Source organism: Roseobacter ponti (assembly GCF_012932215.1).
Lineage (GTDB): Bacteria > Pseudomonadota > Alphaproteobacteria > Rhodobacterales > Rhodobacteraceae > Roseobacter > Roseobacter ponti.
Genome location: NZ_CP048788.1, coordinates 2,125,753 through 2,151,393 on the forward strand (window position 1 = coordinate 2,125,753; position 25,641 = coordinate 2,151,393).

Below are 25,641 nucleotides of genomic sequence, written 5' to 3' on the forward strand. Positions count from 1 at the left end.
GTCCGGCAAACGCCACAAATGCATCGGCGCCCGGTCTGTCCGACGAAAGATTTGCGGGGTCAGAGGCCGATATCCAGAACTGCCTTTGCCCCTTCCCCGAAGCTGGCTGAAATCTGAGCCACCTCAATGCTGAATGGCAGTGTCAGCCCGTCCGCTACCTGATCCGCGACGCTGTAGTTATATTCAGGCGCCGTCAGAACCAGTTCCCGCAGTGTCTCACCATCTTTGATGATGCGGATCGCATATAGCTCGGTTTCTTCCCCGAGCGGTACATCAGGCGCATCCCAGCTGTCACCATCAGTTCGTGTGCGACGTGTCCAGCTGACATGCATCGCCCCGTCAGAGAGAACGCGTTTTTCCAGGTGCACCGGCGCATAGGGACGCAAACCGATGCCCTCGAAAGCAATAACCTCCTCGACATAGGACGGATCGTCCACCGAACGCCGGGCAGCACCAATCCGAAAGGTCTGTGCCACGCCGCGCAGATTGCGGCTCAGGTCAATCTGAGACGGGAACCCGTTCAGCAGTACAAACCAGGACTCCGCAGGCCAGACGTCAGGCATCGCGCCGTCAGTTCCCAGCTGCCCCCTCAGACGATGAGAGAGATCATAGGTGTTCTCGTCGACGATATTGGCTGTACCAAACTGAAACACCTCCCAGTTTCCGGGCGTTCCGTCGCCAATGGCAGCAAGGTTGCCACCGCTGAGCAGGGCCGGTTGCTCTACAGAACTCAGGGTGCCACTCATCAGTTTTACACGCAGTCCGGGGCCGTTATCAAATCGGCCGCTGCTTGCAGCCGGCAGGACGGTCTGTGTCATGCCCACAACCGACCGGGCAGTTACAACATCCAGCAACCGGAAATCGCCGGCGCCGGGCGACTGATAGACCGCGACAGTACCAGGCCAGGGCTGTGCCGTGACCGCAATATGCGGCGCATGCGGGGTTTCATCACCGCTGATCAGCGGCAGGTCCAGAAAGAGGGGAAACACCGGAGCAGGTGGCACGAAAGCGCGCGGTCGCAAAACCTCATCCGTGAGTTCGGCGGGTTTGTATACATCAGGCTGGATACGTACCGCCTCGACAAGCTGCAGGGCCCCCTGCTCTACCCGGTCAATGCGGTAGAGCGCGTTGCCTTCGTTCTGATCTCCGGCGAGCGTGATGATATCGCCCGCGCCCATGCTCAGGCAGGAGGGGGGCAGCGCAAAGCGAATGGCCTCGCGCGCGACACGCGCCTCGGCGAGCCATCTTTCCGCGGTTTGTCGCCCTTCAGTGCGGGTCAGAGCGATAGGAATTTCGGAACTGGAAACGGCATGGGTTTGCTCGTCGGCCATCACGGCTTCTTCTGCATAGACATCAAAGTCTCCGTCTGCCTGAATGAAGCGCAGGCGCACACGTCCGTCCATCTCTGCTTCCGGTGCGCGGATCTGTTCAATTGCGCCATCAAGGTCTCTGCTCAGGGCCACCTGGTCGCGCGTCAGCGGCACGGCACCCCTGCCACTGCGCATCCGGAACTCAAGCTGCCCGTCGCGCTCAACAGCGTCAAAAGAATACCGCAGCATCAGAGGCTGCAGAGCCGCGCGCGCATCACTGATATCGCTCACGACATAGCCCCTTACACTGCCGTAAAGACGGCTGACATCGAAGGCTGCCAGCCCCGCCTTGTTGCAGATCTCGCTCACAACCGAGGCCAGCGATCGCGCTGAGGTGCGGCCATTGATCCAGTGACCCCGCGCGTAGTTTTCACAATCGCTCCACTGTTCTGGATTGTTCGGGAAGTACGGATAGGGACGCGCGTCCCAGGCCCAGACAAAGCCTCGGTCCATGTTAACCATCGGCGCTCCGTACTGGTCCGAGACCGGGTTGTTGGCCGGCGTATCCCAGTAGGACACCATCGCCCGCAGATACTGGGCCTGAATCAGATCGTCCCGACCGCCGCCTGAGAAATGCGGCAGCGCACTTTCGGATGACTTGGGGTCAATAAACTTGTTGGGCTGATTAGTACCTTTATCAACACTGGCGCAGCCGTATTCCGTGAACCAGAATGGCTTCGATCCCGGAACCCAGTCTGTCGGGGTTGCGGACCGGACGCCAGCAATACGCTCGTGATGTGCGTTTTCCCACCAGCCGCGCAGGTCTTTGTAGCGAAACACCCATGGCTCGTTATAAGCGCCGTCCGTGATGGGTGTACGCTGCTGATCAGCGCGGTCCTCGTCCGAGGCGTAATACCACTCAAAACCCTCGCCACCCGCGATATTTGCGCGCAGATAGTCCGGGTCGTAAATCGTATCAAAAAGTGCCGCGTCGAGATGATCGTCCCCGTCGCGCCAGTCCGAGAGCGGCATGTAATTATCGATCCCGATGAAGTCGATGTTATCATCCGCCCAGAGCGGATCCAGATGGAAATATCTATCACCAGATCCGTCCTGCGGCTGGTAGCCGAAATATTCACTCCAGTCGGCTGCATAGCTGATTTTGGTATCCGGTCCGAGCAGGGAGCGGACTTCGCCGGCAAGGTGCCTCAGCTTCCCAACTGCGGAAAATGCACCACCTGCACCGCGGATCCATGTCAGCCCGCGCAACTCAGAACCGATGCAGAAAGCCCCGACACCGCCCGCCGCTTTGCACAGTGCCGCATAATGCAGCACAAACCGCGAAAGGGTCCATTCGTCTGGTCCCGAATACACAACCGTCTTGCCGGATACAGCAAAATCCCCTGCGGTTGCATTCCCGAAAAACGCGGCAACTTCGCTGTCTGCCGCTGCCGTACCATCCGGCGAGCCATCCAAGCCAGGCGCCACAGACAGCGTGATGCGTCCGCGCCAGGGCAGTCGCGGTTGTGTCGCTTCCGGAGTGTACGGATCAGGCAGACCGTTGTCAGTAAGCTGGTCCATCAGAATAAACGGATAGAACATCACCTCCTTGCCGGCGGCATGCATCGCCTCAATCGCCTGTACCACGGAGGCATCTGCAGGTGTGCCACCATAGACCGGACGATCTTGCTCGCGCGCAATCTGTGACGCCGCGGCCCGGGTAAGACCGGACACCGTCCAGGGCATATTACTGCCGTCAAACTGCTTTTTCTCCACCATCGGGCGGACAGAGCATTCACCGCACCGCAGGTCGTTGCCGAACCAGGATACTATTATGGACGCAGCCTCGCAGTTCGGCAGCTCTTCGTTCAGCGCTTCCAGCGACAGACTGAAATCCGACTTTTCTGCCGGAGTGTTCACATTCGCGGTCCAGCGGCTGCCGGGTCCGGAGGAATAATAAACCGGTGTCGTCGCCAGCGCATATTCTCCCGTGCCCGGCATCAGCGCAACGGAACGTATGCCATAGGTCAGCGCCTGAGCGGCATCCGGTTCATCAGGCTGCTCAGGGCGCAGAACCTCAAAGGAAAACTGCGGGACCCGGTTGCCAAAGCGCTCAAGGCTAAGGTTTTCAAACAAAACATAGGCCGTGCCGCGATAGGCAGGCACCATGCCGGCACCTTCGACGGCCTCCATGACCGGATCAGGCAGCTGATCGCTGCGGCCTTTATAGATGCGCATATTGAGATCATCAGGCGCGATCTCCTCGCCATCCGCCCAGATCCGCCCGATGCGTGTAATTTCACCTTCGCAAACCGCGACGGCCAGGTTCACGCTGTAACTGTAGCTTCTGGTCTGAGGCTGGCTCGGGGCGCCTTTACCACCGCCACCCGTTACAGAGACAGTCTCAGAAAAATCAGAGGCCCAGATCACCTGTCCTCCCAGACGCATACGGCCGTAAACCTGGGCGAGAGGTTCGCCTTCACTGGCGCTTGAGATGCGGAAGCGGTCGACGCGTCCGGTATCGACCACCTGTGAGCCCTGGCCCATCAGCTTCTGGTCGATGACACGCCCGACCGTGGCCCCCAGCGCCCGGCCGATCACGGCAGTGGAGAGCCCGGCAACAGTACCGCCAAGCGCGCCGCCGGCCGCTGCACCAACGGCAGAAAGGACAATCGTGGCCATCAGCTGTTCTCCTCTGGAAATTCAAACCTCGCCACAACGCGCCGTCGCCAGGGCAGGCTGAAAGGGCTTTCGATCACGCCAAAGCGCGAATAGGCATGGATAAAGCTGGCATTCGCATCTGTGCGCCCTGTTATGCCGAGGTGTTTGGCGACAGCGCCGGTGCGCATACGGAAAAGCATGACATCTCCGGGAGCCTCTTCACCCATTGCTTTCGGCACGAGATGCCGAAGGGCGGCACGCCAGAGCTCTTCCTCGCCCCGGGTCTCGGACCAGTCGAGCGAATAAGCCGGCACCGCTTCAGGCTCAGCACCGTAGCGGGCGCGCCAGATGCCGCGCAAGAGGCCAAGACAGTCCGTGCCCGCGCCTCTGAACGAGGACTGATGCACATAAGGCGTTCCCACCCAGCTGCGGGCCTCATTGACGACAAAGTCAGAAAGTTCGCTCATCTTCGGCTCCCACCGGTATTTGACCCGGTTGATTTCGGCACCGCGAGGATCCAGTCCTCGCCCGGGACATCCGGAAATCCCTGAAAGTTGGCCAGATTGCTGAATTTCACACGGCATGTTTCACTGCGTTTGTCGCAGCCTGCCGTCAGGCGGATCATCGTGCCCGCGCTCAGCGCGCCGCGCACCGGCTCCCAAAGCTCGATGATGCGCGTACCGTTCTCGAAGCGGTCGTGCTTGATCATACCCCAGAGCCCAGCAGCCGGTCCGTCAAGGATCTCCAGCCGGCCTCGGGCGAACCAGCCTGCACTGAACGCGTCAAACCCGGCCCAGCTGAACAGCCGCGATCCGGACTGTGACTCCACCGGCAGCTCGATCCGGTAGCCCGGCGTTTTAAGATCAAAGCCACAGCCATTGTCTCCCAGAACGGCCGTGCAGGGTTTCTGATAAACCCGTCCCAAAGGCCGGTTCAGCGCTTCGGTCAGGCCACGTAACTCCGCCTGAAATCCGCCGTCCGCACGGCGCAACTCACCGATCGTGCCGCGAAACTGCAGCCACCGCTGGCTGACATCCTGCCAGTTCACCAGCCAGGCGCGGACTTCAGCATCATCAAAGCGGCCCTGCTCGATCTCGTCTTCGCGGATTGAAAGATCGCTGAGCGCACCAAGCGCCTCGGTGTTGTCCACCGACAAGCCCGTGCTCTGTGCAAGCGCCACGGCACTCAGCCCGGTGTCAGCACGAAAAGTGATCCCCTCAAAGCTCAGCGGCCGGTCGTGATCTGTGAAGCCCAGGGTCACTCCGTCTTTGCGCACAATGGCCCAGGCATGTGCAACGGTGGTCAGTCCGCTTTCCAGGTGGGTTTTCAGGTCTGCATTCATCTCAGCCATCAGAGCCGCACCTCGATGATCGGCACCGTCGGCACCTCACCCGCCTGAAAACTGGCCACACTTGTCCGGATGCTGTCAGTGTCAAACCGCACAGGCACGTCAAACTCAAAGCCGGTTGTGATTGTTTCACCAGCAGCAGGTGCCTGTGACAGCGTCACGACCCCGGTTGTGGTGTCCACGGTAAAGTTGCTTTCTGTGGTCAGTTCAGTGCCTGCCACAGCCACGCGTACTGTCTCGGCCACCGGCTTGGTGATCGGGCGTTCGTAACTGTGTGCACCGGAGACATAGGTCTTTGAAAGCCGGAAAGCAGTCGTTGTCCCATCACCTGTTCCGAGCACCTGATCCTGTGGCGTAATATCCTGAGACGGCCTGATCGAGCGGTAATCTGACCAGTCCTTCCAGCGAAAGGCATAGAGTTGCCCATAGCGCGCCTCGAAAAAAGCAATCATCGTTTCGACGTCATCAAGGGAGCGCATACCCACGCCCGCATCATAGCGCCGGCGCGAATGGGCCCAGGGCGCATTCCGCTCCTCAAAACCGTTGCTGATCGTCACCACATCTGTGCGACGTTCAGGGCCACCGACAGAGCCAAAGCTCAGGTTGACCGGAAATCTGACTTCATGAAACTGCATCTGGCTGCTCCCTTACCTTTCAGCGATTACGTTGCCCGCGCCCGAGCGCGCGTGTCATCTGTGCGGCGATCTGCCCCTGACTCCGGCGGAACCCCTGGACGTCAGGGGTGGTGATGTTCATGACGATGGTCTGTCCGCCACCGCCAGCCCCGCGCACCCCGAGTTTGCCGTCCGGCCCACGGGCAAGCGGCATGATGGCCTCGGGGCCCGCCTCACCCATGATCCCCATCCCGCCGCGCATGCCGAAGGGTGTCGCACCGCTGACGATACCGCCGGTGGCAAAAGGCATGACACGGCCCTGCGCCACAGGTGCGCCATCCGCAAAGGGCAGTACATTGTTGACCAGCCCGCTCACGCCCTGCGCCAGCAGTCCGCCAAGCTGATTGGTCACCGGGCGCACGGCGGCGTTGTAGGTGGCGTTAATCATGCTGTTTGCGACGGTATCGAGGGCGTCCGACAGGCTCACACCATCAAAGATCACGCCGTCAAAAGCCTTTTTCAGACCACGGCTGAGGCCCCGTTCCAGCTCGGCCACATCACGGCCCGTGGCCTGCAGGGAGGTTTTCATCCGCTGCAGTTCTGCGTCAAAACCGGTGACCAGCGTACTGGTCTGCCCCAGAGTGTCGTTCAGCCCCTCTGCGCGCTGTTCCAGTTCTTCAAAGCCGTTTTCATCCGTCATCGCTGTGATCCTCTTTTAAGTCATCCGGCCAGGTCTGCATCAGGGCCTCCAGACCATCACTGAGCAGCGGCCCCGTCGTACCCCTGTCGCCCAGCATCAGCTGAAGCTCAGCGGGCGTCAGGTCCCAGAACTCGGCTGGTTTCAGGCCAAGCCCCTGAACCCCTGCCCGCAGAAGCGCGGACCAGTCGAGCCCGGTCATGCGCCCGGCGTCACGAACGCGCGCGCCAGAAGCTCGGCTGCAGCCCGCGCGGCGGCCATCGGCCCGCCCCCGATCTCAGCGTGCAAAAGTGCACCCCCGTCCACGTCGCAGCGCCCGCCCTGCAGCCCTGCGTTCAAAAGGGCCAGCACATCCGCGCTGCTGAATTCGCTGCTCTCAAAGCGCTGCACCAGACCCACGAGCGAGCCTGTGCCCAGTTCCGCTTCCAGACCGGCAAGGGCTCCGAGCGTCAGGCGCATCACATGGGTCTCGCCGTCAATCTCAAGCGACACATCGCCCCTCCAGGGATTTGCCATGATCAGATCGCCGTGAACGTCAGGTTGCCGGCGCTGGCAAGCGAAAGCTCATAGGTGGCCTCGCCGTTAAAGCTGCCGCCGTATTCGATGGCCGTGACCTGGAACGGCCCCTCGACAATGCCGAAATCCGGGATCACAATCTGGAAACCGGGCGCTTCTCCGTCAAAGAAGAGCTGCCGGGCGCGTTCGTCGGTTGCATTGTCGCGGAACACACCCGAACCACTGACCGCGACCGAACGCACGCCGGCACCTGACAAAAGCTCGCGCCACCCGTTCTGGCTTTCCAGACTGGTCACGTCGATTGTCTCTGCGTTGAAACTGACCCGGGTCGCGCGCAGGCCGGCCAGTGTCGTGTACTGCCCGTCCGCCGCCATATCGACCTTGATCAGAAGATCTTTTCCGTTCTGAGCTCCCATGGGATCTCTCCTCGATGATGTTGAATTGGGTTATTCGTCGGAGACGCGCGCCCGGAACCGGAGCCGGATCTCGCGTCCTGCGGCAGCGTCGATCCGCTGCGCACGCGCCTGAGTGAAATGCAGAAAGATCAGCCGGCCGCGCTCCAGTGTCAGATCGGCGTCATGCAGCACATCGGACACGGCGCCGGCGATCTTTTTCGCGCCGGCAAAGCCCGGTTGTGTGGTGATCACTGATATTTCGATTGTGTGCACCGCACCTGCCCCGGTCTGATCCGAGGCATCCCGGGCGCTTTCCCGGCCAAGACTGACATAGGTATCGGGCACCGTGCCGGTCGGTACGGCGTCGTAGATGTCGGCCCCCACGAGCGCTGAGAGCGCCGGGTCTGCGGTGAGCGCCCCGTATATGGCCGCCTGCAGCGCGCCTGACATTGCATAGCTCATACTGCGGTCTCCTCCCGGGCAAAACAGGTGATGAAACGACCTTCCGCGTCTTCTTCGGCAACGGCCTGGATCAGAAAAATGCGCGCGCCCTCCCGGAAGCGCTGCTCCGGCTTTGGCCGCGCGGCGTTTCCCCAGGGGGCGCCGCGGACGATAATGCGGTAGCTCATCGCCGACACCGGTGCGCCCGACTGCGCGGTCTCGCGCCCGGTGCGCGCAGTGACATCCGCCCAGAGCGTACCAAGTGCGTGCCACTGCGTGCTGAAACCACCCGCTCCGTCGCTCAGGCGCTGCGGTTCTTCGAGCACCAGCCGGCGGTTCAGACGCGGGACGCTCATCTCCGGCTCCCGGCGCCGAGACGCATCACCTTGTAGCGCTGGATCAGACTGGTCACGCCAAAGGGCATGCAACCATCGCTGAGCGAGGTGTCATGGCGGTATTCGTAGTAATGCGCGGCCAGCATCTTCACGGCCTGCTGCAGATCCGCCGGCACATCTGTCCAGGAAGCCCCGAACCCTGCGTCAAATTCGATCTGCGCAGTGCCGTTATGCGGAATGACCGGCAGTGCCGCACCGCGTGCCCGCAACCGCGGGTTCAGGCTGTCGCGTTCGAGCCACCAGGCTGCGGCATCGACGTCTCTGGCCTCGCCCTCTGCGTTCACGAGCGCAAAGCGTGTGAGGGCTGTCACCGGAGCCACGGGCAGGCCCTGACCGTCACGGTCCCGCCAGAACGACAGGGTCCAGCTGAAACTGCGGGTGATCAGGATCTTGCCGGTACGCGCCTCAATGGCCGAAACGGCCGCACGCAGAAATCCGCTCAGTACCTCATCCTGCGTGGTGTCCTCGCCAAAGCCGGTCCCCAGACGCAGATGTGCTTTCAGGTCATCGACGGGCAGCGCCGCATCGGGCACAGTCGTCTCTTCGATCAACATCATGGAAATTCTCCAAAGTCTTTTCTCCCCGGTCGCAGGAACCGGACGCGCGCCTGCCTGCATTGCTCGGTCGGAGGGGAGCAGCTAGACAACACAGACGACACCGGCACGCGCCCGGCCCGGAACCGAGCGCCCGAAGGCACCGGTTCCGGTATCGTCACACCTGATTTCAGGCTGTGGCGAATTTCAGGAGCTTGATCGCGGCAAAGTCGCTGACATCACCACCGATCCGTTTGGTGGCATAAAAGAGCACATGCGGCTTGGCGCTGAAGGGATCACGCAGCACCCGCAGATCGGGGCGTTCCGCGACGGTGTAACCCGCTGCGAAATCACCGAATGCGATTGCAGTGGCATCCGTGGTCGCATCGGGCATGTCTTCTGCGATCAGCACCGGATAACCCAGCAGGCGTGCAGGTTCAGCCGCCGCCAGACCATCAGCCCAGAGGAAACGGCCGTCATTATCTTTGAGCTTGCGGACCAGGCCGGCGGTCTTTGAATTCATTACAAAGGTCGCATTGGCGCGGTACTGCGCACCCAGTGCATAAACCAGATCGACCACAGATTCGGCCGTGACATTGCCGTTGTCGCCCGTGGGCACATAGCCGAGATTGCCCCAGGTCCAGACGTCATTGTCGACCGAGGCATGGTTCAGCAGACCGCGCGGCTTGTCCACACCGTTGCCGTTGATAAAGGCTGCGGCTTCAGCCCGGGCAAACTTGTCCGCGATGCGGCCTGCGAGCCAGCTTTCGATGTCAAACGCGCTGTCATCGAGCAGTCGCTGCGAGGCCTTGGGCAGTGCGCTCAGCTCATGCAGCGGGATGGTGATACGGTCCACCTGGGGTGTATCCGTCTCTATCGTGTCGGAAGTCTCCGTGGCCCAGCCTGCGCCCACGTCAGTGTGATCGACAAGCACGTCAAAGGACGTGGCCTCGACATTTACGACTGCGGCAATCGAGCGGATCGATGCGGTGGAGTTCAGTACCGATTTCACGGTATCCGACGTCTGCGGATCGACAAGGTATCCGCCATCGGAATTCACAGCCGTTGATAGGGACTTCACGTCCATTTCAAGGCCGCGCAGCCCGTCGTCGTCTCCGGTGCGCAGATAGCTGTTGAACGCCTTCTGATGCGGTGCGCCCGCGTCAACGGCGGCGCCCAGAGGTGTGCGTTGGGAAAAGGTTGATTTACGGTCCAGCATGGTCAGTCGCTCTTCTGTTTGTTGAAGTTTGGTGTCAATTTCAGATTGGAAGCTCTTGAAGTCATTCACAAAGCCTGTAACGGCCTGTCTGACATCCTCAGCGGGGGACATAGCTGTGCCACCCGCCGCCTGTGCGTCGGTCTTGCTCATTGGCAGTTTCCTCAATGTGTTGGGTCTGGCCGCGGGACGCGGCCGTTTCGACTGCTGCGCGTCAGCGGCGCGCCAGATCAGCGCGCGCGCCCGCAAAGGCGGCGGCCAGTTCACGCAGGCCCGCATCCGGATCGGTGTCGTCCGATTTGGCAGCGACCCGTGCACTGGGCAGCATGGGAAAGGTCACCAGCGACACCTCCCAGAGCTCCAGTTCGGTCAGGAGGCGCTGGCCTCCGGAATTTTTTGTGGCTTTGCGGGTGCGGTATCCGATCGAGAGACCATCGAGCGCGCCCGCACTGATCAGTGCTGCCGCCTCACGGCCTTTCTCCACGCTGACCAGCAGACGACCTTTGACCCAGAGACCGCGCGCATCCTCGCGCACCTCGTCCCAGATGCCGATCGGTTGTGCGGGGTCATGCTGCCAGAGCATTTTCACCCGCGCGCCGCGCTCAGACAGCGCTTTCAGCGATGTCGCATAGGCGCCCTGCGCCACAATATCGTTGCCCTGATCGACAGCGCCGAACAGGCTCGCATAACCGCTGATGACGCTGCCGTCCTCAACTTCCAGCGTATCGCTGAAGCGGGCGAATTTGTGCTCCAGCCTGGTGTCATATTCCATCAGAATTCTCCTTGAAGTGTCTGTGCTCTTCTCCGGGCTCACGGCACGGCTGCGATGATGGACTGAAGCCCCTGGCCCAAGATCATCGCCACGATCCCGTAGACGGTGAGCCAGAGGCGTCTTTCGAGCCGTTCCATCATTTCTTCCACCCGGTCGAGTCGGCGCAGAAGATGAATATGCTGGATTTCGGCGACGCGTTCATGGGCCTGCAACCGCAGGCCGGGCGCGCATTCAAACCGCTCAAGACCCGGCTCACTCATCAGAACTCACCGCCGGAAGGCCCAGCAGGGCCCGCTTTTCGGCCTGGGTCAGGAAATCAGCGCCTGCGACCCGGTTCCACTGCGCGTCGCGCTCTGTGGCAAGCGCCGGCACCTGATCGAGATCGGGTTTCAGCATCAGCGGCTCACCAGTGTGCCCTGCGATCCATTTGGTCAGGGCCGCGGTCACACGTGTGGCAAGCGGCAACACGGTCAGGCGATAGAACGCCCGATGCGCTTCCTGATAGTTGGCATAGGTCGCATCGCCCTGGATGCCCAGCAGCATCGGCGGTACACCAAAGGCCAGAGCAATCTCACGGGCGGCGGCTTCCTTGGTCTTCTGAAATTCCATGTCGGACGGCGAAAACCCCATCGGTTTCCAGTCGAGCCCGCCCTCGAGCAGCATAGGTCGCCCGGCGTTACGCGCGCCCTGATGATGGCTTTCCATTTCACTGACGAGGCGGTCGTACTGGTCCGTGCTCATCGTGCCCTGCCCTTCAGCACTGCGATAGACAATCGCGCCCGAAGGCCGCGCAGCATTGTCGAGCAGCGCTTTCGACCAGCGGCTCGCTGAATTGTGCACATCAAGCGCCATGGCGGCCGCCTGCATCGGGCTGAAGCCGTAATGATCATCCTGTGGATGGAAGCTGCGGATATGACAGACCGGCACAGCCGTGCCCGACGCGTCAAACCGGTGCCTGCGCCCGCCCACCGCGTACTCATAGGCAACCGGCCAGCCATCAGACCCCGGCACCACACTCATGCGGTCAGACCGCAGAACATGCAGCTCAGCAGGCTCCCCGGTTTCCGAGGCCACCGCCTCCACGTAACCGTTGCCGGTCAGCAGCAGCTGCGCATAAAGCGCCTCAAGCAGTTCGGCCCGTCCCTGCATCGGATTGGGACTCTCAACCAGCGAAAGCACCGGATGTGTTTCAAAGCGTTGTTCGCGGTCCTGCAGCACCAGCGGCAGCGCCGCTGCGGCCTCAGCAATCAGCTTTACGGACCGGAAACCGACCGGATTTCCGGCAAACCCGGTCCGGGTCAGCGAAACCGTATCCCGCGGGCTCCAGGCCACGCGGCCCGAAGTCTGATAGGCCACCACCGGCCCTGTGGCGCTTGCCTTCTGGCCCGGCGCTTCGACAGGACCCTGTCGCCTCAGAAAGTCGAAAACCATTTTGTTGCTCCTCATGTGTGTGTCAGTGCCGCGCAGACACCTGCCGGCTGCGACCGCATACCGGTGCACCCTGTCCCGGACCGGGATATGTTCCCGCCGGCTGATTATTTCCGTGAATTCAGTTTCGCCGTCACACCCGCCCGGATGCCCGCCAACCGGCTCAGAGCGCACGCACCCGTGGCGCACGCCACTGCGCAACCGGTTCGATCATCAGCGCGTGCAGCGCCCAGACGAGCGCATCCACGCGGTCGGGCGATCCGCGCCCCTCAAATCCACGCACCGTCATGCGGCACATCTGATCTTCCAGCGCATCCAGCCCGGGCACGTGTTTCACCCGTCCCTGCTCATAGAGTGCCGCCACCGGTTCAGCCCGTGCAGCTTTGCCCCGGCTCGCATGAACGCCCTTAAAAGGTACCATCGGATCCACCTGGCGCAGCACTTCCGCGACCATCTGCCCGCCCTGGTTCACTTCAGCGACCAGCCGGTCCGCACCGTATTTCTCCATCGCCTGTATCGCCGCCTCAGCCCAGGCCGACGGGCTCGCACCGCTGATTGTGCAGTCGTCCAGAACGACGGCCCGCCAGTCCTGCGGATTACCCTGCATTGAGACACCGGCCACAACGATCCCGCATTCGTCGGACGCTGATCCGCTGGTGGTTGCGGGATCAAGCGCTACGACGATCCGGTCAAGCTCCGGCGCCTCCCGGATGCGGCAGGCCTCAATACCTTTCGTGGTCCAGAGCGCGCCTTCAGCATCCTCCAGAAGGATCCCGTCCAGCTCCTGCCGGCCAAGCCGCGTGCCTTTGTAGCGTGCGCGCACCTCCTCCAGAAAGGATGCAGCGAGATTGGCCGCATTGGCCTCCGTCGGCGCCTGGGTCACCACGGTCGATGGTGATTTCAGCAGATCTTTCAACACGCCCACGTTGCGCGGGGTGGTCGTCACACAGACCCGCGGATCGTCCCCCAGCCGCAGCGCAAACTGAAGCATGTCCCAGGTCGCTTCTGCTTTTTTCCATTTTGCCAGCTCATCGACCCAGGCCGCGTCGAACTGTGGTCCGCGCAACCCTTCGGGGTCGTATGCTGAGTGTACTGTCGCAACCGCACCATTTGGCCAGACCAGACGCCTGCGTCCGGCTTCCCACACGGGTCTGCGGTCGGGCGGTGAGCAGGCGAGTATCCCGCTGTCGCCGAAAATCATCACTTCGCGGACCTGGTCGATGGTCTCCCCCACCAGCGCCACACGGCGCGACCGGCCCTCGTCGAGCGGTAAGGCACCCTCGACCTGCGCGCGCACCCATTCGGCACCCGCACGCGTTTTGCCGGCACCCCGGCCGCCCATGATCACCCATGACCGCCAGTCGCCGTCGGGCGGAAGCTGATGCTCCATCGCCCAGAATTCAAAGAGGTAAGGGAGAGCCAGAAGCTCTCCCTCGCTGAGTTCATTCAGAAAGCTGTCCTGCACCTCGCGTGCAGCGGAGCCGATCCAGCTTGCACCCGATCTCAAGCCTCGCTTTTTCGAGATCGAGGGCGTACCCCCCCCGGGCAATACCACTGGATTTGCTACGGCATTCGACAAGGCGGTTCTCCACTTCCTGGCAGGTTTTCAGCAGCGCTCTCGCGGAGGCCACTGTTCTGCTGTCTTTTGTCGTATCCAGACCTTCCCCTGCGCTGACCTTTTCTTTGAGGTCCTCGATTTCCTTGCGCAGGTCTTTAATGGATCCGATTACCGAATTCAGAAGATCTTCGGATTGCGACGCTACGTGCTCTTGGGTCAGTAAAGTCATTCAGGTTTCTACCTCTCATGCGCGTCGTCTCCGCACGAGAGAAACGAAAAAACGACCCGTCGGGTACTCCCCGGGGTCGTTTGCCCACTTCTTCTAGCATGTCACAAGTTATACGGGAGACCGCGCGCAGAGTCAAGAAAAAACCACGTCAAGTCAAACGGTTGACCGTACGGTGGGGTTAACGAATTCCTAAACGAACGGGTCTTTGACCGTCGCCCATAAGCAGTTCAGCAGTGGATTTCCCTGATTTACAACGGCAATGGGTGCGCCCTGTCCGATCCACCCGGCCGCGCAGTTCGTCGCCCGTTTACTGGCTCTGCTGGCGGCGTTCAGCTTCGATCTCGCGCCAGGCAGCGACGTTTCGGTTATGCTCATCAAGCGTTTCGGCAAATGCGTGCCCGCCTGTGCCGTCGGCCACAAAGAACACGAACGGCGTCTCAGGAGGCTGCGCCGCAGCCTCAAGGCTCGCCGTGCCCGGGTTGGCAATCGGGGTGGGCGGCAGCCCGTCAATCACATAGGTGTTCCAGGGCGTCTCCCTGCGCAGCTCACTCTGGCGCAGGCCGCGCCCCAGCGTCCCGCGCCCCTCGGTGACACCATAGATCACCGTCGGGTCGGTCTGCAGGCGCATGCCGCGGTTCAGGCGGTTCACAAAAACACTGGCAACCTGGCCGCGCTCTTCGGGCACGCCGGTTTCCTTTTCGATGATTGAGGCCAGGACCAACAGCTCTTCGGGCGTCTCAATGGGCAGCTCAGGGCTGCGCGCGGCCCATGCGTCGGCGATCCGTGTTTCCTGTGCGGCCTGCATGCGCGCGATCACATCGGCACGGGCATCGCCGGGGCGCACCTCATAACTGTCAGGGGCCAGGGATCCTTCTTCGGGCAGAAACTCAACATCGCCCTCCAGCACATCCATCGCTTTGAGACTTTCAACGACCTGCCAGCTGGTCACGCCCTCGGCCAGGGCCACGCGGAACCGTGTGCCGGCTTTGGCCTTCCGGTCCGTATAGATATCAGGCGTTTCGTCCTCGGTCGGATTAAATTCGGCCATTTCCTCAAACCGTCCGGTTTCGGGATCAAGCTCGCGCAGTTGCACACCGACGCGGCTCACACCCACGCGGTAGACCACTTCCGTGCCGCAGGTGCTGGCACCGCCCCGGGTCACGAGCCCTACGATCTCTTCCATCGACGCACCGGGTACGACAAGGTAACTGCCGGCTTTAAGCTCTGAGGCTTTGTCGGCGTAATCAGCCCCCATACGGAAAATCGCAGCCGATCCCACGGCCCCCTGTTCTTCGAGGTCCGCGCTCACGCGGCGCATGTTCGTGCCACGCTCCACCTGCAGGCAGATCGCCTCAGTGAGCGGTCCGGGGCCGATATACTGCCGCTGCCCCCAGAGGATCAGCCCGCCGGCCAGAAACAGCAGCACAATCAGCGCTGTCACTGCATTAGACGCGATATGTCGCCACATCAGCTGACTTTCCCGAAAACAACGCTCGCATTGGTGCCGCCAAAGCCAAAGGAGTTCGACAGCGCCACGTCAATTTTGCGCTCCCGTCTGGCGTTGGGCGCAAGATCGATCAGTGTCTCCACCGCCGGGTTGTCCAGATTAATGGTCGGCGGGGCCACCTGATCGCGGATCGCCAGGATGGAAAAGATCGCCTCAATGGCACCGGCAGCACCCAGCAGATGCCCGGTCGCGGATTTTGTCGAGGACATCGTTACATTGCCCGCGTGATCGCCCATCAGCCGCTCAACAGCGCCAAGCTCAATCGTATCCGCCATTGTCGATGTTCCGTGCGCGTTGATATAATCCACATCTGCGGGCTTCAGCCCTGCATTGCGCAGCGCGTTGCGCATGGACCGTTCTCCGCCTTCACCGTCCTCGGACGGTGCGGTGATGTGATAAGCGTCGCCTGAGAGGCCATAGCCCAGCACTTCGGCATAGATCTTCGCGCCGCGCGCTTTGGCGTGCTCATATTCCTCCAGAACCACAATGCCCGCACCCTCGCCCATTACGAACCCGTCGCGGTCCGCGTCATAGGGGCGACTGGCCTTTTGCGGATCATCGCCGCGTTTGGTGCTCAGTGCTTTGCAGGCATTGAAGCCCGCGATCCCGATCTCACAGATCGCGGCCTCGGCCCCTCCTGCGATCATCACATCCGCATCGCCATGCTGAATAAGCCGGCTTGCGTCGCCGATGGCATGCGCGCCGGTGGAACAGGCCGTCACGACCGAGTGGTTCGGGCCCTTAAAACCATAGCGGATGCTGACCTGCCCCGAGATCAGGTTGATCAGAGCGCCGGGCACAAAGAATGGCGACACGCGCCGCGGCCCCTTTTCAGCCATCATGATGGCGGTATTAGCGATTGAGTTGAGCCCGCCGATCCCTGAGCCGATCAGCACGCCGGTCCGCTCGAGGCTTTCAGTGTCCTCAGGCTGCCAGCCTGCATCCTCAACGGCCTGCTGTGCGGCGGCCATGCCAAAAAGGATAAAGGTATCGACCTTACGCTGCTCTTTGGGCTCCATGTATTTGCCGGCATCGAATGTGCCGTCACTGCCGTCGCCAAGGGGCACTTCGCAGGCGTATTGCGTGACCAGCTTTGACGGGTCAAACCCGGTGATCGGTCCCGCGCCGGACTGCCCGTCCAGAATGCGCGACCAGCTTTCCTCCACGCCGTCTGCCAAAGGTGTCACCAGGCCCAGGCCCGTGATAACTACTCTGCGCATCGCCATACCCCTCTCAGTTTGCTGCTCCCCCATACAGTGAGCACCTTATTCTGTGCAAGAGCACAAGACATGCCGCCCCGGTGCGCCTCTCACTGCGGCGGCCCTTTGCGCGCCAGCAGTTTTACCGGGTCACCGTCATGCACCGCATCGCGCAGTGCAACATACCCCATTTTTCCTGCGATCGTCAGAGAGCGTTCATTTTCGGGTGCGATCATGCAGACCAGCCGCCCTGTTACCACACGGTCAAACCAGTCATGTGCTGCTTTCACCGCCTCAATCCCGTACCCTTTTCCATGCTCTTCGGGCGCCAGAACCCACCCGGCTTCAGGGAAATCATCGAAATCCTCACCCAGATCGCGTTTGGCATAGAAAAACCCGACCTGACCGGACATCTCCGCTTCCCGGTGGCGATGGATGGCCCATTGTCCGAATCCGGTGATCTGCCAGTGCCCGGCATGCCGCAGAAACGCCGCCCAGGCCTTGCTGCGTGGCCATGGCTCGGCGTCGATGTATTCGACAACTTCGGGCATCGACCAGATTTCGGCAAAGCGCCGGAAATCCTCCGCGCGCATGCCGCGCAGGGTCAGACGCTGCGTATTGATGGTGGGTATCGTACGCGACATGTTACTGGCCTCAGATCTTAAAGCGGAGCTTTACGCTCTCTGAGCGGAATCATTGCGTAACCAGGCGCATCAGTTCAACCCCCTGAAGCGTCTTTGCATAAAAAAGGCGCCTCTCCGCGGGGAAAGGCGCCGGAACTTTACACAGACCGGGCAAAAGCCCTGTCCGGGATCAGGAAGCTTCAGAGATGAATTTAACTGCATCACCGAATGTCTGGATTGTTTCGGCCGCATCATCGGGGATTTCGATACCGAACTCTTCTTCGAATGCCATGACCAGTTCAACTGTGTCGAGGCTGTCCGCACCGAGATCGTCGATGAACGACGCGTTTTCGGTAACTTTGTCCTCTTCAACACCCAGGTGCTCGACAACGATTTTCTTAACGCGATCTGCGACGTCGCTCATAGTAATCCCTCATTCTTTCGGGCCAGTGTCTCAGGCCCCCTTTGGTTGCGCAGCGGTCCGGACAGGGCCCGGATGATCACGCGTTTGCCCCAAAAGGGGCGGCTCTTTTTCCGGACCTGCGCAGTGAGACCACTGTCCGGTACCGGGCGGTATGCGGCCCTTTCGGCCCGCCTGTTCCGGTCTGCGCTCCCTCTAGCACAAGCGGCAGGGATGGCAAACACGATTGTGCGCTCCTCCCGGAAGCACCCCGGAACTGGCCTATAACATGGCCATCCCACCGTTTACATGCAAGGTGGTACCGGTCACATAAGCAGCTTCTGCGCTCGCAAGAAAGAGCACCGCCGACGCGATTTCGTCAGGTGTGCCCATCCTGCCAGCCGGAATCTGCCCCATGATCCCGGCTTTCTGGTCGTCCGTCAGTTTGTCGGTCATCGCTGTTTCGATAAATCCCGGAGCCACGGCATTGACCGTGATGCCCCGGCTCGCCACCTCATAGGCGAGGCTTTTCGACATGCCGACCATGCCTGCTTTGGAGGCTGCGTAATTGGCCTGGCCCGGGTTGCCGGTGGCCCCCACAACGGACGAGATATTCACGATCCGGCCCCAGCGCGCTTTCATCATGCCGCGCATCACGCCTTTGCACAGGCGGAAGGTCGCCGTCAGGTTCACATCCAGCACTGACTGCCATTCTTCATCCGACATGCGCATAAAGAGGTTGTCGCGGGTGATGCCGGCGTTGTTCACCAGAATGTCCACCGATCCCATCGCTTCTGCGGCCTCTTTCGGCAAAGCGTTCACGGCCTCACTGTCCCCGAGGTTACAGGGCAGCACGTGGGCGCGCTCGCCAAGCTCGGCGGCGAGCGCCTCCAGCGGCTCCGTTCGGGTGCCAGACAGTCCAACCGTCGCGCCGGCCCCGTGCAGCACGCGCGCGATCTCGGCCCCGATGCCTCCCGATGCGCCCGTCACCAGCGCGTTCTTCCCCGTCAGATCAAACATAAACTACTCTCCTCCTCAGGCCTCGAGGGCCGCTTTGATGTCATCAGGCGCGCCTATGCTGCGCGTCTCCGCTTCTTTTGCGATGCGCCGGATCATACCGCTCAGGGCTTTGCCGGCGCCGATCTCCCAGAAGGATGTGACGCCCTGTGCTGCCATCCACTCCACTGAGGTTTTCCAGCGCACCTGCCCTGTCACCTGGCGGATCAGCAGATCGCGGATCTGTGCGGGGTCTGTCACGGCTTCGGCCAGCACATTAGCCACAAGCGGGACCTTTGGTGCCGTCATCTGCACCTCCTGCAGGGCACCGGCCATCACCTCTGCCGCCGGCGCCATCAGCGCACAGTGAAAGGGCGCGGACACGGGCAGCAACAGCGCGCGCTTTGCGCCGGCCTCTTTGGCCAGTACCGTGGCGCGTTCTACCGCCTCCTTATCGCCCGAGACAACATTCTGTGCAGGGTCGTTCTCATTCGCAACCTGACAGACCTGCCCTTCTGCGGCCTTCGCGGCGATCTCCGTCACCGTATCAAAATCAAGCCCCAGAACCGCCGCCATCGCCCCCTGCCCGACCGGCACGGCCTTTTGCATCGCCCGCCCGCGCGTCCGCAAAAGCCGGGCCGCATCAGCCACCGAAAACGTGCCCGCCGCGGCCAGCGCTGAATATTCCCCCAGCGAATGGCCCGCCACATATGAGACCCGGTCGAGCCCGATCCCTTCCGCTTCCAGCGCCCGCAGTGCCGCAATGGAGGTCGCCATCAGCGCAGGCTGAGCATTTTCCGTGAGCGTGAGCGTTTCGATATCGCCCTCGCGGATCAGATCACTGAGCTTTTCCCCCAGCGCGTCGTCGACCTCATCAAAGACCGCCTGTGCCGCCGGCCATTCTGCGGCCAGTGCCTGACCCATGCCGATGGTCTGCGCTCCCTGGCCCGGAAAGACGAATGCAATGCTCATATAACCCCCCCTGTTATTCTGTCGTGCCCCCGGCTTAGCCTGACCGGCAGCCATGAGCAACTCTGCGCCTGCCCGACGGCCCCGCCCGTCCTGCCCGCGTTTCTGCGCAATCAATGTGCGCGGGACACCCTTGCCGCCCTGCTCCGGGCGGTTACTCTGTTTGAAGACCGTTACCGATCAGTCAGGACCTGCCGGATGCCCCTTTCCAATACCGCCCGCCATTATGGCGCTGTGACCAAGATGTTTCACTGGCTGACGGCACTGCTGATCCTGACGCTTATCCCTCTGGGCATCTTTGCAAACGATCTGCCGTATGACACCTCAGAAGAGCTGGCCCGCAAGGCCTGGTATTTCTCGTTGCACAAAACGCTGGGGGTCACGGTGTTCTTTGTGGCGCTTGCGCGTATCGCCTGGGCGCTGAGCCAGCCCAAACCGGGACTGCTGCACCCTGACCGCAAACTGGAAAGCCTGGCCGCCGAAACCGTGCACTGGCTGCTTTACGGCTCGCTGCTGCTGGTGCCGCTCACCGGCTGGATTCACCATGCCGCGACCGAGGGGTTTGCGCCGATCTGGTGGCCGCTGGGGCAGAACCTGCCACTTATGCCCGAATCAGAGAGGCTGGCGGCAGTCACTGCCGGGCTGCACATCGTATTTGAGCGGGTGCTGGCCTTTTCTGTGCTGCTGCATATCGCGGGCGCTCTGAAACACCACTTCATCGACCGGGACAGCACCCTGCGCCGTATGCTGCCCGGACGGCCGGCGGTCCCGGATCTGCAGGGCACCCATCACATTGCCATGCCGCTGATCGCCGCTGTCGTCATCTGGGCCGGCGCGCTGGGAACAGGATCCGTTCTGGGGCTTTATGAAAAACACGGCGCGACCGTGCAGGCGGCAGCGCTTGAGGATGTGCAGTCTGACTGGGCTGTGCAGGATGGCACCCTGTCGATCACCGTCACACAGCTCGGCTCGGAAGTGACCGGCTCCTTTGCCGACTGGACCGCTGCCATCAGCTTTGACGAAACCGTCACCCAGGGGCCCGCAGGCTCGGTCGATGTGACGATCTCCATCGGCTCACTCACGCTGGGGTCGGTCACATCTCAGGCGATGGGCGCGGATTTCTTTGACGCCGAAAGCTTTCCGACGGCCAGCTTTACTGCCGATATCATAGCAGGCCCTGAGGGTTATCTGGCCGATGGCACGGTGACCATTCGCGATAACGCCGTGCCGGTGCAGCTTCCCTTCACACTTGATATCACCGATGGCACCGCTGTCATGCAGGGCAGCACGACGCTTGACCGGCGCGATTACAACATCGGCGACGGTCAGAAAGACGAAAGCTCGCTGGGGTTTTCTGTGGGCGTCACGGTGTCGCTGACAGCGCGTGAAGCGACCTGACGCGCAAGGGGCGCGCCCTCGTTTCCGTTGAAAGAGCTTCTGAAAGTCAGAACATCAACCCCGCGCCGCTTTCCTGCCCGCCTGCCAACCCGGACCGCGCCTGCCGGCCAAACGCACTCCGTGCCCGGGGCGCAACCGCCCGCAGGGCCAGGGCAAAAGAATAAAAGCCGCGCAGAAACTGCGCGGCTTTTGCATTCAGATCAGGCAGATTGCCCGGCAGATTACTCAGCTTTCATGGCTTCCAGAGAAATCATCACTTCGACCTCATCGCTGACGAAGGGGGCAAAGGCGCCTACCTCAAAGTCAGACCGCAGAAGCGTTGTCGTCGCGTCAAAACCAGCCCAGGGCTTACCCGCCTGCGGATGATCGCCGGTTTTGTTCAGCACAGCATCGAGCACCACGGATTTGGTGATGTCATTCATGGTCAGATCGCCGGTGATTTTGGCTGTGTCCTCACCGGTCACTTCGATACCGGTCGAGGTGAAAGTCACCATGTCACCTTCTTCAGCGCCGAAAAAGTCGTCCGACATGAAGTGCCCCTCACGCTTTTCCCAGCCTGTGAACATGCTCATAACGGGCATGGATACGGTGACTGACGATGCTGCAGGGTCTTCCTGATCAAACATGATCTCGCCTTCAAAGCCCGAGAACATGCCGTAGGTTGTCGAAAAACCGAGGTGATTGTAGCTGAAGAGCACCTGGCTGTGGCTGGCGTCGAGAACATATTTCTCCGCGTCGGCAAACGCGCTGCCGGCGGTGACTGTGGCAGCAGCGAGGGCTGCGGCAAAAGCGATGGGTTTCATTGTCTGGCCTCCAAGGTTGGATGTGTTCCCTTAAAATGGGCCATCCCGCAAAGAAGACAATTATCCAGCGATCAACAGAACGTGCGCGTAAACGAACAGGCAGGCGCCCCCGTTGCTCGTCCGCGCGGGCGGGCTGTGAAGGGGGCTCTTCAGAGCTTGCCCGCCACCCGCAATGCGGTGACGAGGCTGCGGTGCGCGACACGGTCCGCGGCGGCCACTTCGGCCAGCAGTGTTTCGTTCTTGCCCCAGAGCTGTACATGCGTGCCCGAGTTTTCGACCCGTGTCAGATCCGCAAAAGCGCAGCGGTCCAGCACCCAGCGATCCCGCCCCTGCATGCGCACCAGCCGGATCTCATGGCGTATGGTGTCTATCTCGACCTTCGGAGCGCCGGGGCGGACAACCCCCTGCAACATCGCGATCCCCGCCATACCGCTTACCGCCGACAGCAAAAGTTTCATCAGGATCAGATCGTGGCTCCAGCTCGCCCCGGGTGCGATCCACAGACCAACGGCTGTCATCATCAGGGCTGCACCAGCGAGGCCCATCAGCGAGCGGATGATCATCCGGCCACCGTCCACCGCGCGTACCGGCTGCGGCGCGATGGTCTGAAAATTCACTGAACTGAGCGTAACGGACATACCTTCATCCTCCCGATCGTGGTTAAGGAAAGGTTAAAATCCTGAAAAAGGACGGAAATAAGACGGCTTGGCGGCCACTGAATGGCGTATGACGGGCATCCGGCAAGGATCCGCCGACAGCACAGAGGCTTGCGCGCTGCGCCAGAGCGTGTATATCGGCGCTTCCTTCTGTACGACGAATTAACCGCGCAGTCTCTCGTGTCGGGGCAGCAGAAGGATCAACGCCCCGCCTTTGAAATGCGCTCTGATATAAATGAGGAAGTCACATGCCGCTATATGAGCATGTTATGATCGCACGTCAGGACCTGTCTAACACACAGGCCGAAGGGCTGATCGAACATTTCGGCGCCGTTCTCTCGGACAACGGCGGATCTCTCGTGGATCACGAATACTGGGGCGTCAAAACGATGGCTTATAAGATCAACAAAAACCGCAAGGGCCACTATGCCTTTCTGCGCTCGGACGCACCCGCTCCGGCCGTCCAGGAAATGGAGCGCCTGATGCGCCTGCACGACGATGTGATGCGGGTTCTGACCATTAAGGTCGATGAACACGCCGAACTGCCCTCCGTGCAGATGCAGAAACGTGACGAGCGCGGCGACCGCCGTGAGCGTCGTTGATCAGCCTGAAGAAAAGGACATAACCCATGGCCTCTAAACCATTTTTCCGTCGTCGCAAGGTCTGCCCCTTCTCGGGCGACAACGCACCGAAGATCGACTACAAGGACACCCGTCTGCTGCAGCGCTACATCTCTGAGCGTGGCAAGATCGTGCCTTCCCGTATCACCGCAGTCTCCGCAAAAAAGCAGCGCGAACTTGCGCGCGCCATCAAACGCGCCCGCTTTCTTGCCCTGCTGCCCTACGCTGTGAAGTAAGGAGAACATCATGCAGGTTATCCTTCTCGAACGCGTCGCAAAACTTGGCCAGATGGGCGAAGTCGTCGATGTGAAACCCGGGTTCGCCCGTAACTTCCTGCTGCCGCAGGGCAAGGCGCTGTCGGCGTCGAAAGCCAACATCGCAGCCTTTGAAGGTCAGAAAGCGCAGCTTGAGGCGCGCAATCTGGAAACTAAGAAAGAGGCCGAAAGCCTCGCGGAGAAAATCGACGGACAGCAGTTCATCGTGATTCGCTCTGCGTCCGATTCCGGCGCGCTTTACGGTTCTGTGACAACCCGCGATGCGGCCGATGTTGCAACCGAAGCTGGATTCTCGGTCGATCGCAAACAGGTTGTGCTGTCACCGATTAAAGAACTGGGCATTCACCCGGTTCAGATCGTGCTGCACCCCGAAGTCGATGCAACCATCGAGCTGAACGTCGCTCGTTCGCCCGAAGAGGCCGAACTTCAGGCCGCCGGTAAGTCCATTCAGGAACTGGCCGCAGAAGAAGAAGCCGCGGCGGACTTCGAAATCCAGGAACTCTTTGACGATATCGGTGCCGCGGCCTCCGAAGACGACGACCTGGCCGAAGCTGCAGGTGTTGAAACAGAAACCGCTGATGCGGCAGGCGAAGCCTCCGGCGATCAGGAAGACACCGCCGGTCGCGGCTGAGTCTTCCGATCTGAAAAAACGAAAACGCCGTGCAGCCTGCTGCGCGGCGTTTTTCTTTGCGCAGAAACCCGCTCAGACCCTGGCAGTAAAGCGCGCATGAAAACTGCAGCGTCTGGGCGAAATGCGCATCCTGTGCGACAGGCGTTTCAGAGAAACAACTGTAAAGACAGCCCCATGTCCTTTTCATCCCGCCGATCCCTGGCCGGTCTGATGGCCGCCCTGATGCTGAGCGCCTGTGCCGGCACCGCCACAGAAGCCCCCGATGCGCCCCAGCCCCCGCTTTATCCCAATGAGACCGAAGAGCTGCGGGTCCTGATCAACGACTACTCGGAGCTTTATGATCTGCCCCCGGAGCTCGTGCATCGGCTCGCGATCCGCGAGAGCACCCACCGCCCCGGAGCGCGCAACGGCCCCTATTATGGTCTGCTGCAGATCCTGCCCGCGACCGCCCGCACCATGGGCTTTGACGGTGAGCCGCGCGATCTGCTGGATGCGGAAACCAATCTGAAATATGCGCTGCGCTATCTCAAAGGCGCATATATGCTGTCGGACGGCGATCACGATGACGCCATCAAATGGTATGCGCGCGGGTATTATTACGAAGCCAAGCGACAGAATATGCTGGTGGAAACCGGCCTGCGTCCCGGCGCGTCCTGAACCCTGCTGCGCAGCCCGTCGGGGCCTGATGTGTGCGTGTCGGCCTCAGTGTCGGGCGCGGGCCTTCCGGCGTCTGAGTGCGAGCAACATGCCCGGCCCGCTGATCAGCAGAAGAGCCCCCGCAGGCAAAGGCACGGGCGTAAGATCGATAAAAGTGCGCCCCGCCGAAGAGATCGTGCCGAACGACCCGTCGATGGTGTGGCCGAGGAAAAAGCGCCCCGACGCCGGCGCATTGAGCAGGTTCAAACTCAGCCAGGGTTGCCCGTCTGCCACTGCGGTCTGCAGCAGAGACGTGATGTCGAAAGTCTGTGTGGTGAGCGACCCGCCGATCCCGGTGATTGTGCCCTGATAGCTTCCGGCATCCCACTCATCCGCGCTCACAAGCCCGTCGCCGGCAAAACTCAGAATGTCGAGGGTGCCGTCAAAACTGTCCAGGTTCAGCAGGCTCAGGGAAAGCCGGGCGGAGGCAAAGGCCCCGACGCCGGTAATATCGAAATGCGCTATCGTTCGATCCTCGGTGCCACCTTTGACCGCAGAAAAATCAAGCAGAAACGGCCCTGCCCCCAGATCGCGCAACCCGCGCATGTCGGTGGGGTCAATTTCCGCGGCCTGCGCCGGTGCGGGCATGAAAGCGACCGCCAACCCCAGCGCCAGTGCGCTCATGACAGAAGTGAAACCAGACATAACGCGCCTCCGAGGGACAATTTTTCCGGATGCATATAGCATCAGCTCAGAGAGATACCCTGTCAAGCTACGGCGCGTTTGTCCCGCATCAAAGGCTGACGTCAAAAAAT

Annotated in this window: 31 protein-coding genes; 5 read left to right on the top strand and 26 right to left on the bottom strand. The window is 61.3% G+C overall.

Features of this window, described 5'->3' with window-relative positions:
* Positions 1–59 precede the first annotated feature (59 nt).
* The 23 genes from G3256_RS10185 to fabD form a co-directional block, all read right to left on the bottom strand.
* Entirely contained in the window at positions 60–3,992 is a 3,933-nt protein-coding gene (locus G3256_RS10185) for a baseplate multidomain protein megatron (protein ID WP_169640714.1), read from the bottom strand.
* On the bottom strand, positions 3,992–4,438 hold the full coding sequence (locus G3256_RS10190) for a C40 family peptidase (RefSeq protein WP_169640715.1): 447 nt from the start codon (positions 4,436–4,438) through the stop codon (positions 3,992–3,994). Before G3256_RS10190 ends, G3256_RS10185 begins: the two co-directional genes overlap by 1 nt.
* Complete coding sequence (locus G3256_RS10195) at positions 4,435–5,322, bottom strand: DUF2163 domain-containing protein (protein WP_169640716.1); 888 nt, start codon at positions 5,320–5,322, stop codon at positions 4,435–4,437. Before G3256_RS10195 ends, G3256_RS10190 begins: the two co-directional genes overlap by 4 nt.
* Entirely contained in the window at positions 5,322–5,954 is a 633-nt protein-coding gene (locus tag G3256_RS10200; protein ID WP_169640717.1) for a DUF2460 domain-containing protein, read from the bottom strand. The genes G3256_RS10195 and G3256_RS10200 overlap by 1 nt, the downstream gene beginning before the upstream one ends.
* A gap of 19 nt (positions 5,955–5,973) precedes the next feature.
* On the bottom strand, positions 5,974–6,633 hold the full coding sequence (locus G3256_RS10205; protein ID WP_169640718.1) for a phage tail tape measure protein: 660 nt from the start codon (positions 6,631–6,633) through the stop codon (positions 5,974–5,976).
* Positions 6,623–6,832, bottom strand: coding sequence for a rcc01693 family protein (locus G3256_RS10210; RefSeq protein ID WP_169640719.1), 210 nt, complete (start codon positions 6,830–6,832; stop codon positions 6,623–6,625). Before G3256_RS10210 ends, G3256_RS10205 begins: the two co-directional genes overlap by 11 nt.
* Positions 6,829–7,146 carry a gene transfer agent family protein gene (locus G3256_RS10215; protein WP_169640720.1) on the bottom strand — a complete coding sequence of 106 codons (318 nt, stop codon included), beginning with the start codon at positions 7,144–7,146 and terminating at the stop codon, positions 6,829–6,831. The genes G3256_RS10210 and G3256_RS10215 overlap by 4 nt, the downstream gene beginning before the upstream one ends.
* A 2-nt stretch (positions 7,147–7,148) precedes the next feature.
* Positions 7,149–7,562, bottom strand: a complete 414-nt coding sequence (locus G3256_RS10220) for a phage major tail protein, TP901-1 family (protein WP_169640721.1) — start codon at positions 7,560–7,562, stop codon at positions 7,149–7,151.
* A gap of 30 nt (positions 7,563–7,592) precedes the next feature.
* Positions 7,593–8,003 carry a DUF3168 domain-containing protein gene (locus G3256_RS10225; RefSeq protein WP_169640722.1) on the bottom strand — a complete coding sequence of 137 codons (411 nt, stop codon included), beginning with the start codon at positions 8,001–8,003 and terminating at the stop codon, positions 7,593–7,595.
* Positions 8,000–8,338, bottom strand: a complete 339-nt coding sequence (locus G3256_RS10230; RefSeq protein WP_169640723.1) for a head-tail adaptor protein — start codon at positions 8,336–8,338, stop codon at positions 8,000–8,002. The genes G3256_RS10225 and G3256_RS10230 overlap by 4 nt, the downstream gene beginning before the upstream one ends.
* The gene (locus tag G3256_RS10235) at positions 8,335–8,934 is read right to left on the bottom strand and encodes a head-tail connector protein (RefSeq protein ID WP_169640724.1); all 600 of its coding nucleotides are present in this window, start codon (positions 8,932–8,934) and stop codon (positions 8,335–8,337) included. Before G3256_RS10235 ends, G3256_RS10230 begins: the two co-directional genes overlap by 4 nt.
* 166 nt (positions 8,935–9,100) lie before the next feature.
* Entirely contained in the window at positions 9,101–10,279 is a 1,179-nt protein-coding gene (locus G3256_RS10240; RefSeq protein WP_169640725.1) for a phage major capsid protein, read from the bottom strand.
* Between the two features lie 61 nt (positions 10,280–10,340).
* Positions 10,341–10,898, bottom strand: a complete 558-nt coding sequence (locus G3256_RS10245) for an HK97 family phage prohead protease (protein ID WP_169640726.1) — start codon at positions 10,896–10,898, stop codon at positions 10,341–10,343.
* A gap of 38 nt (positions 10,899–10,936) precedes the next feature.
* On the bottom strand, positions 10,937–11,158 hold the full coding sequence (locus G3256_RS10250; RefSeq protein WP_169640727.1) for a GTA head formation protein, RCAP_rcc01685 family: 222 nt from the start codon (positions 11,156–11,158) through the stop codon (positions 10,937–10,939).
* Positions 11,151–12,329: a phage portal protein gene (locus tag G3256_RS10255; protein WP_169640728.1), complete on the bottom strand. Its 1,179-nt coding sequence runs from the start codon at positions 12,327–12,329 to the stop codon at positions 11,151–11,153. The genes G3256_RS10250 and G3256_RS10255 overlap by 8 nt, the downstream gene beginning before the upstream one ends.
* A 160-nt stretch (positions 12,330–12,489) precedes the next feature.
* Positions 12,490–13,833, bottom strand: coding sequence for a DNA-packaging protein (locus tag G3256_RS10260; protein WP_425501472.1), 1,344 nt, complete (start codon positions 13,831–13,833; stop codon positions 12,490–12,492).
* Positions 13,769–14,113 carry a hypothetical protein gene (locus G3256_RS10265; RefSeq protein WP_169640729.1) on the bottom strand — a complete coding sequence of 115 codons (345 nt, stop codon included), beginning with the start codon at positions 14,111–14,113 and terminating at the stop codon, positions 13,769–13,771. Before G3256_RS10265 ends, G3256_RS10260 begins: the two co-directional genes overlap by 65 nt.
* A 307-nt stretch (positions 14,114–14,420) precedes the next feature.
* Complete coding sequence (gene mltG, locus G3256_RS10270) at positions 14,421–15,581, bottom strand: endolytic transglycosylase MltG (protein WP_169640730.1); 1,161 nt, start codon at positions 15,579–15,581, stop codon at positions 14,421–14,423.
* The gene (fabF, locus tag G3256_RS10275) at positions 15,581–16,840 is read right to left on the bottom strand and encodes a beta-ketoacyl-ACP synthase II (RefSeq protein WP_169640731.1); all 1,260 of its coding nucleotides are present in this window, start codon (positions 16,838–16,840) and stop codon (positions 15,581–15,583) included. The genes mltG and fabF overlap by 1 nt, the downstream gene beginning before the upstream one ends.
* An 89-nt stretch (positions 16,841–16,929) precedes the next feature.
* Positions 16,930–17,463, bottom strand: a complete 534-nt coding sequence (locus G3256_RS10280; RefSeq protein ID WP_169640732.1) for a GNAT family N-acetyltransferase — start codon at positions 17,461–17,463, stop codon at positions 16,930–16,932.
* A 169-nt stretch (positions 17,464–17,632) separates the two neighbouring features.
* Positions 17,633–17,866, bottom strand: a complete 234-nt coding sequence (locus G3256_RS10285; protein ID WP_005982462.1) for an acyl carrier protein — start codon at positions 17,864–17,866, stop codon at positions 17,633–17,635.
* Between the two features lie 258 nt (positions 17,867–18,124).
* Positions 18,125–18,862: a 3-oxoacyl-ACP reductase FabG gene (gene fabG, locus G3256_RS10290; protein WP_169640733.1), complete on the bottom strand. Its 738-nt coding sequence runs from the start codon at positions 18,860–18,862 to the stop codon at positions 18,125–18,127.
* A 15-nt stretch (positions 18,863–18,877) separates the two neighbouring features.
* Positions 18,878–19,810, bottom strand: coding sequence for an ACP S-malonyltransferase (gene fabD, locus G3256_RS10295; protein ID WP_169640734.1), 933 nt, complete (start codon positions 19,808–19,810; stop codon positions 18,878–18,880).
* A 195-nt stretch (positions 19,811–20,005) separates the two neighbouring features.
* Between fabD and G3256_RS10300 the strand changes: the two genes are divergently transcribed.
* Positions 20,006–21,205 carry a cytochrome b/b6 domain-containing protein gene (locus tag G3256_RS10300; RefSeq protein WP_169640735.1) on the top strand — a complete coding sequence of 400 codons (1,200 nt, stop codon included), beginning with the start codon at positions 20,006–20,008 and terminating at the stop codon, positions 21,203–21,205.
* Between the two features lie 221 nt (positions 21,206–21,426).
* Here the strand turns inward: G3256_RS10300 and G3256_RS10305 are convergent, their stop codons facing one another.
* Entirely contained in the window at positions 21,427–22,008 is a 582-nt protein-coding gene (locus G3256_RS10305) for a YceI family protein (RefSeq protein ID WP_169640736.1), read from the bottom strand.
* A gap of 149 nt (positions 22,009–22,157) precedes the next feature.
* A complete protein-coding gene (locus tag G3256_RS10310; RefSeq protein WP_169640737.1) occupies positions 22,158–22,646 on the bottom strand; it encodes a hypothetical protein in 489 nt (162 codons plus the stop codon).
* A 266-nt stretch (positions 22,647–22,912) separates the two neighbouring features.
* Here G3256_RS10310 and rpsF point away from each other — a divergent pair, with 266 nt between their 5' ends.
* The 4 genes from rpsF (at position 22,913) to G3256_RS10330 (ending at position 24,847) form a co-directional block, all read left to right on the top strand.
* The gene (gene rpsF / locus G3256_RS10315; protein ID WP_169640738.1) at positions 22,913–23,266 is read left to right on the top strand and encodes a 30S ribosomal protein S6; all 354 of its coding nucleotides are present in this window, start codon (positions 22,913–22,915) and stop codon (positions 23,264–23,266) included.
* A gap of 26 nt (positions 23,267–23,292) precedes the next feature.
* Entirely contained in the window at positions 23,293–23,520 is a 228-nt protein-coding gene (gene rpsR / locus G3256_RS10320; protein ID WP_011569173.1) for a 30S ribosomal protein S18, read from the top strand.
* Positions 23,521–23,530: 10 nt separating this feature from the next.
* Entirely contained in the window at positions 23,531–24,190 is a 660-nt protein-coding gene (gene rplI, locus G3256_RS10325; RefSeq protein ID WP_169640739.1) for a 50S ribosomal protein L9, read from the top strand.
* 174 nt (positions 24,191–24,364) lie between these two features.
* The gene (locus G3256_RS10330; RefSeq protein ID WP_169640740.1) at positions 24,365–24,847 is read left to right on the top strand and encodes a lytic transglycosylase domain-containing protein; all 483 of its coding nucleotides are present in this window, start codon (positions 24,365–24,367) and stop codon (positions 24,845–24,847) included.
* Positions 24,848–24,892: 45 nt separating this feature from the next.
* Here G3256_RS10330 and G3256_RS10335 read toward each other — a convergent pair whose 3' ends face one another.
* A complete protein-coding gene (locus G3256_RS10335; protein WP_169640741.1) occupies positions 24,893–25,531 on the bottom strand; it encodes a hypothetical protein in 639 nt (212 codons plus the stop codon).
* Positions 25,532–25,641: the final 110 nt, after the last annotated feature.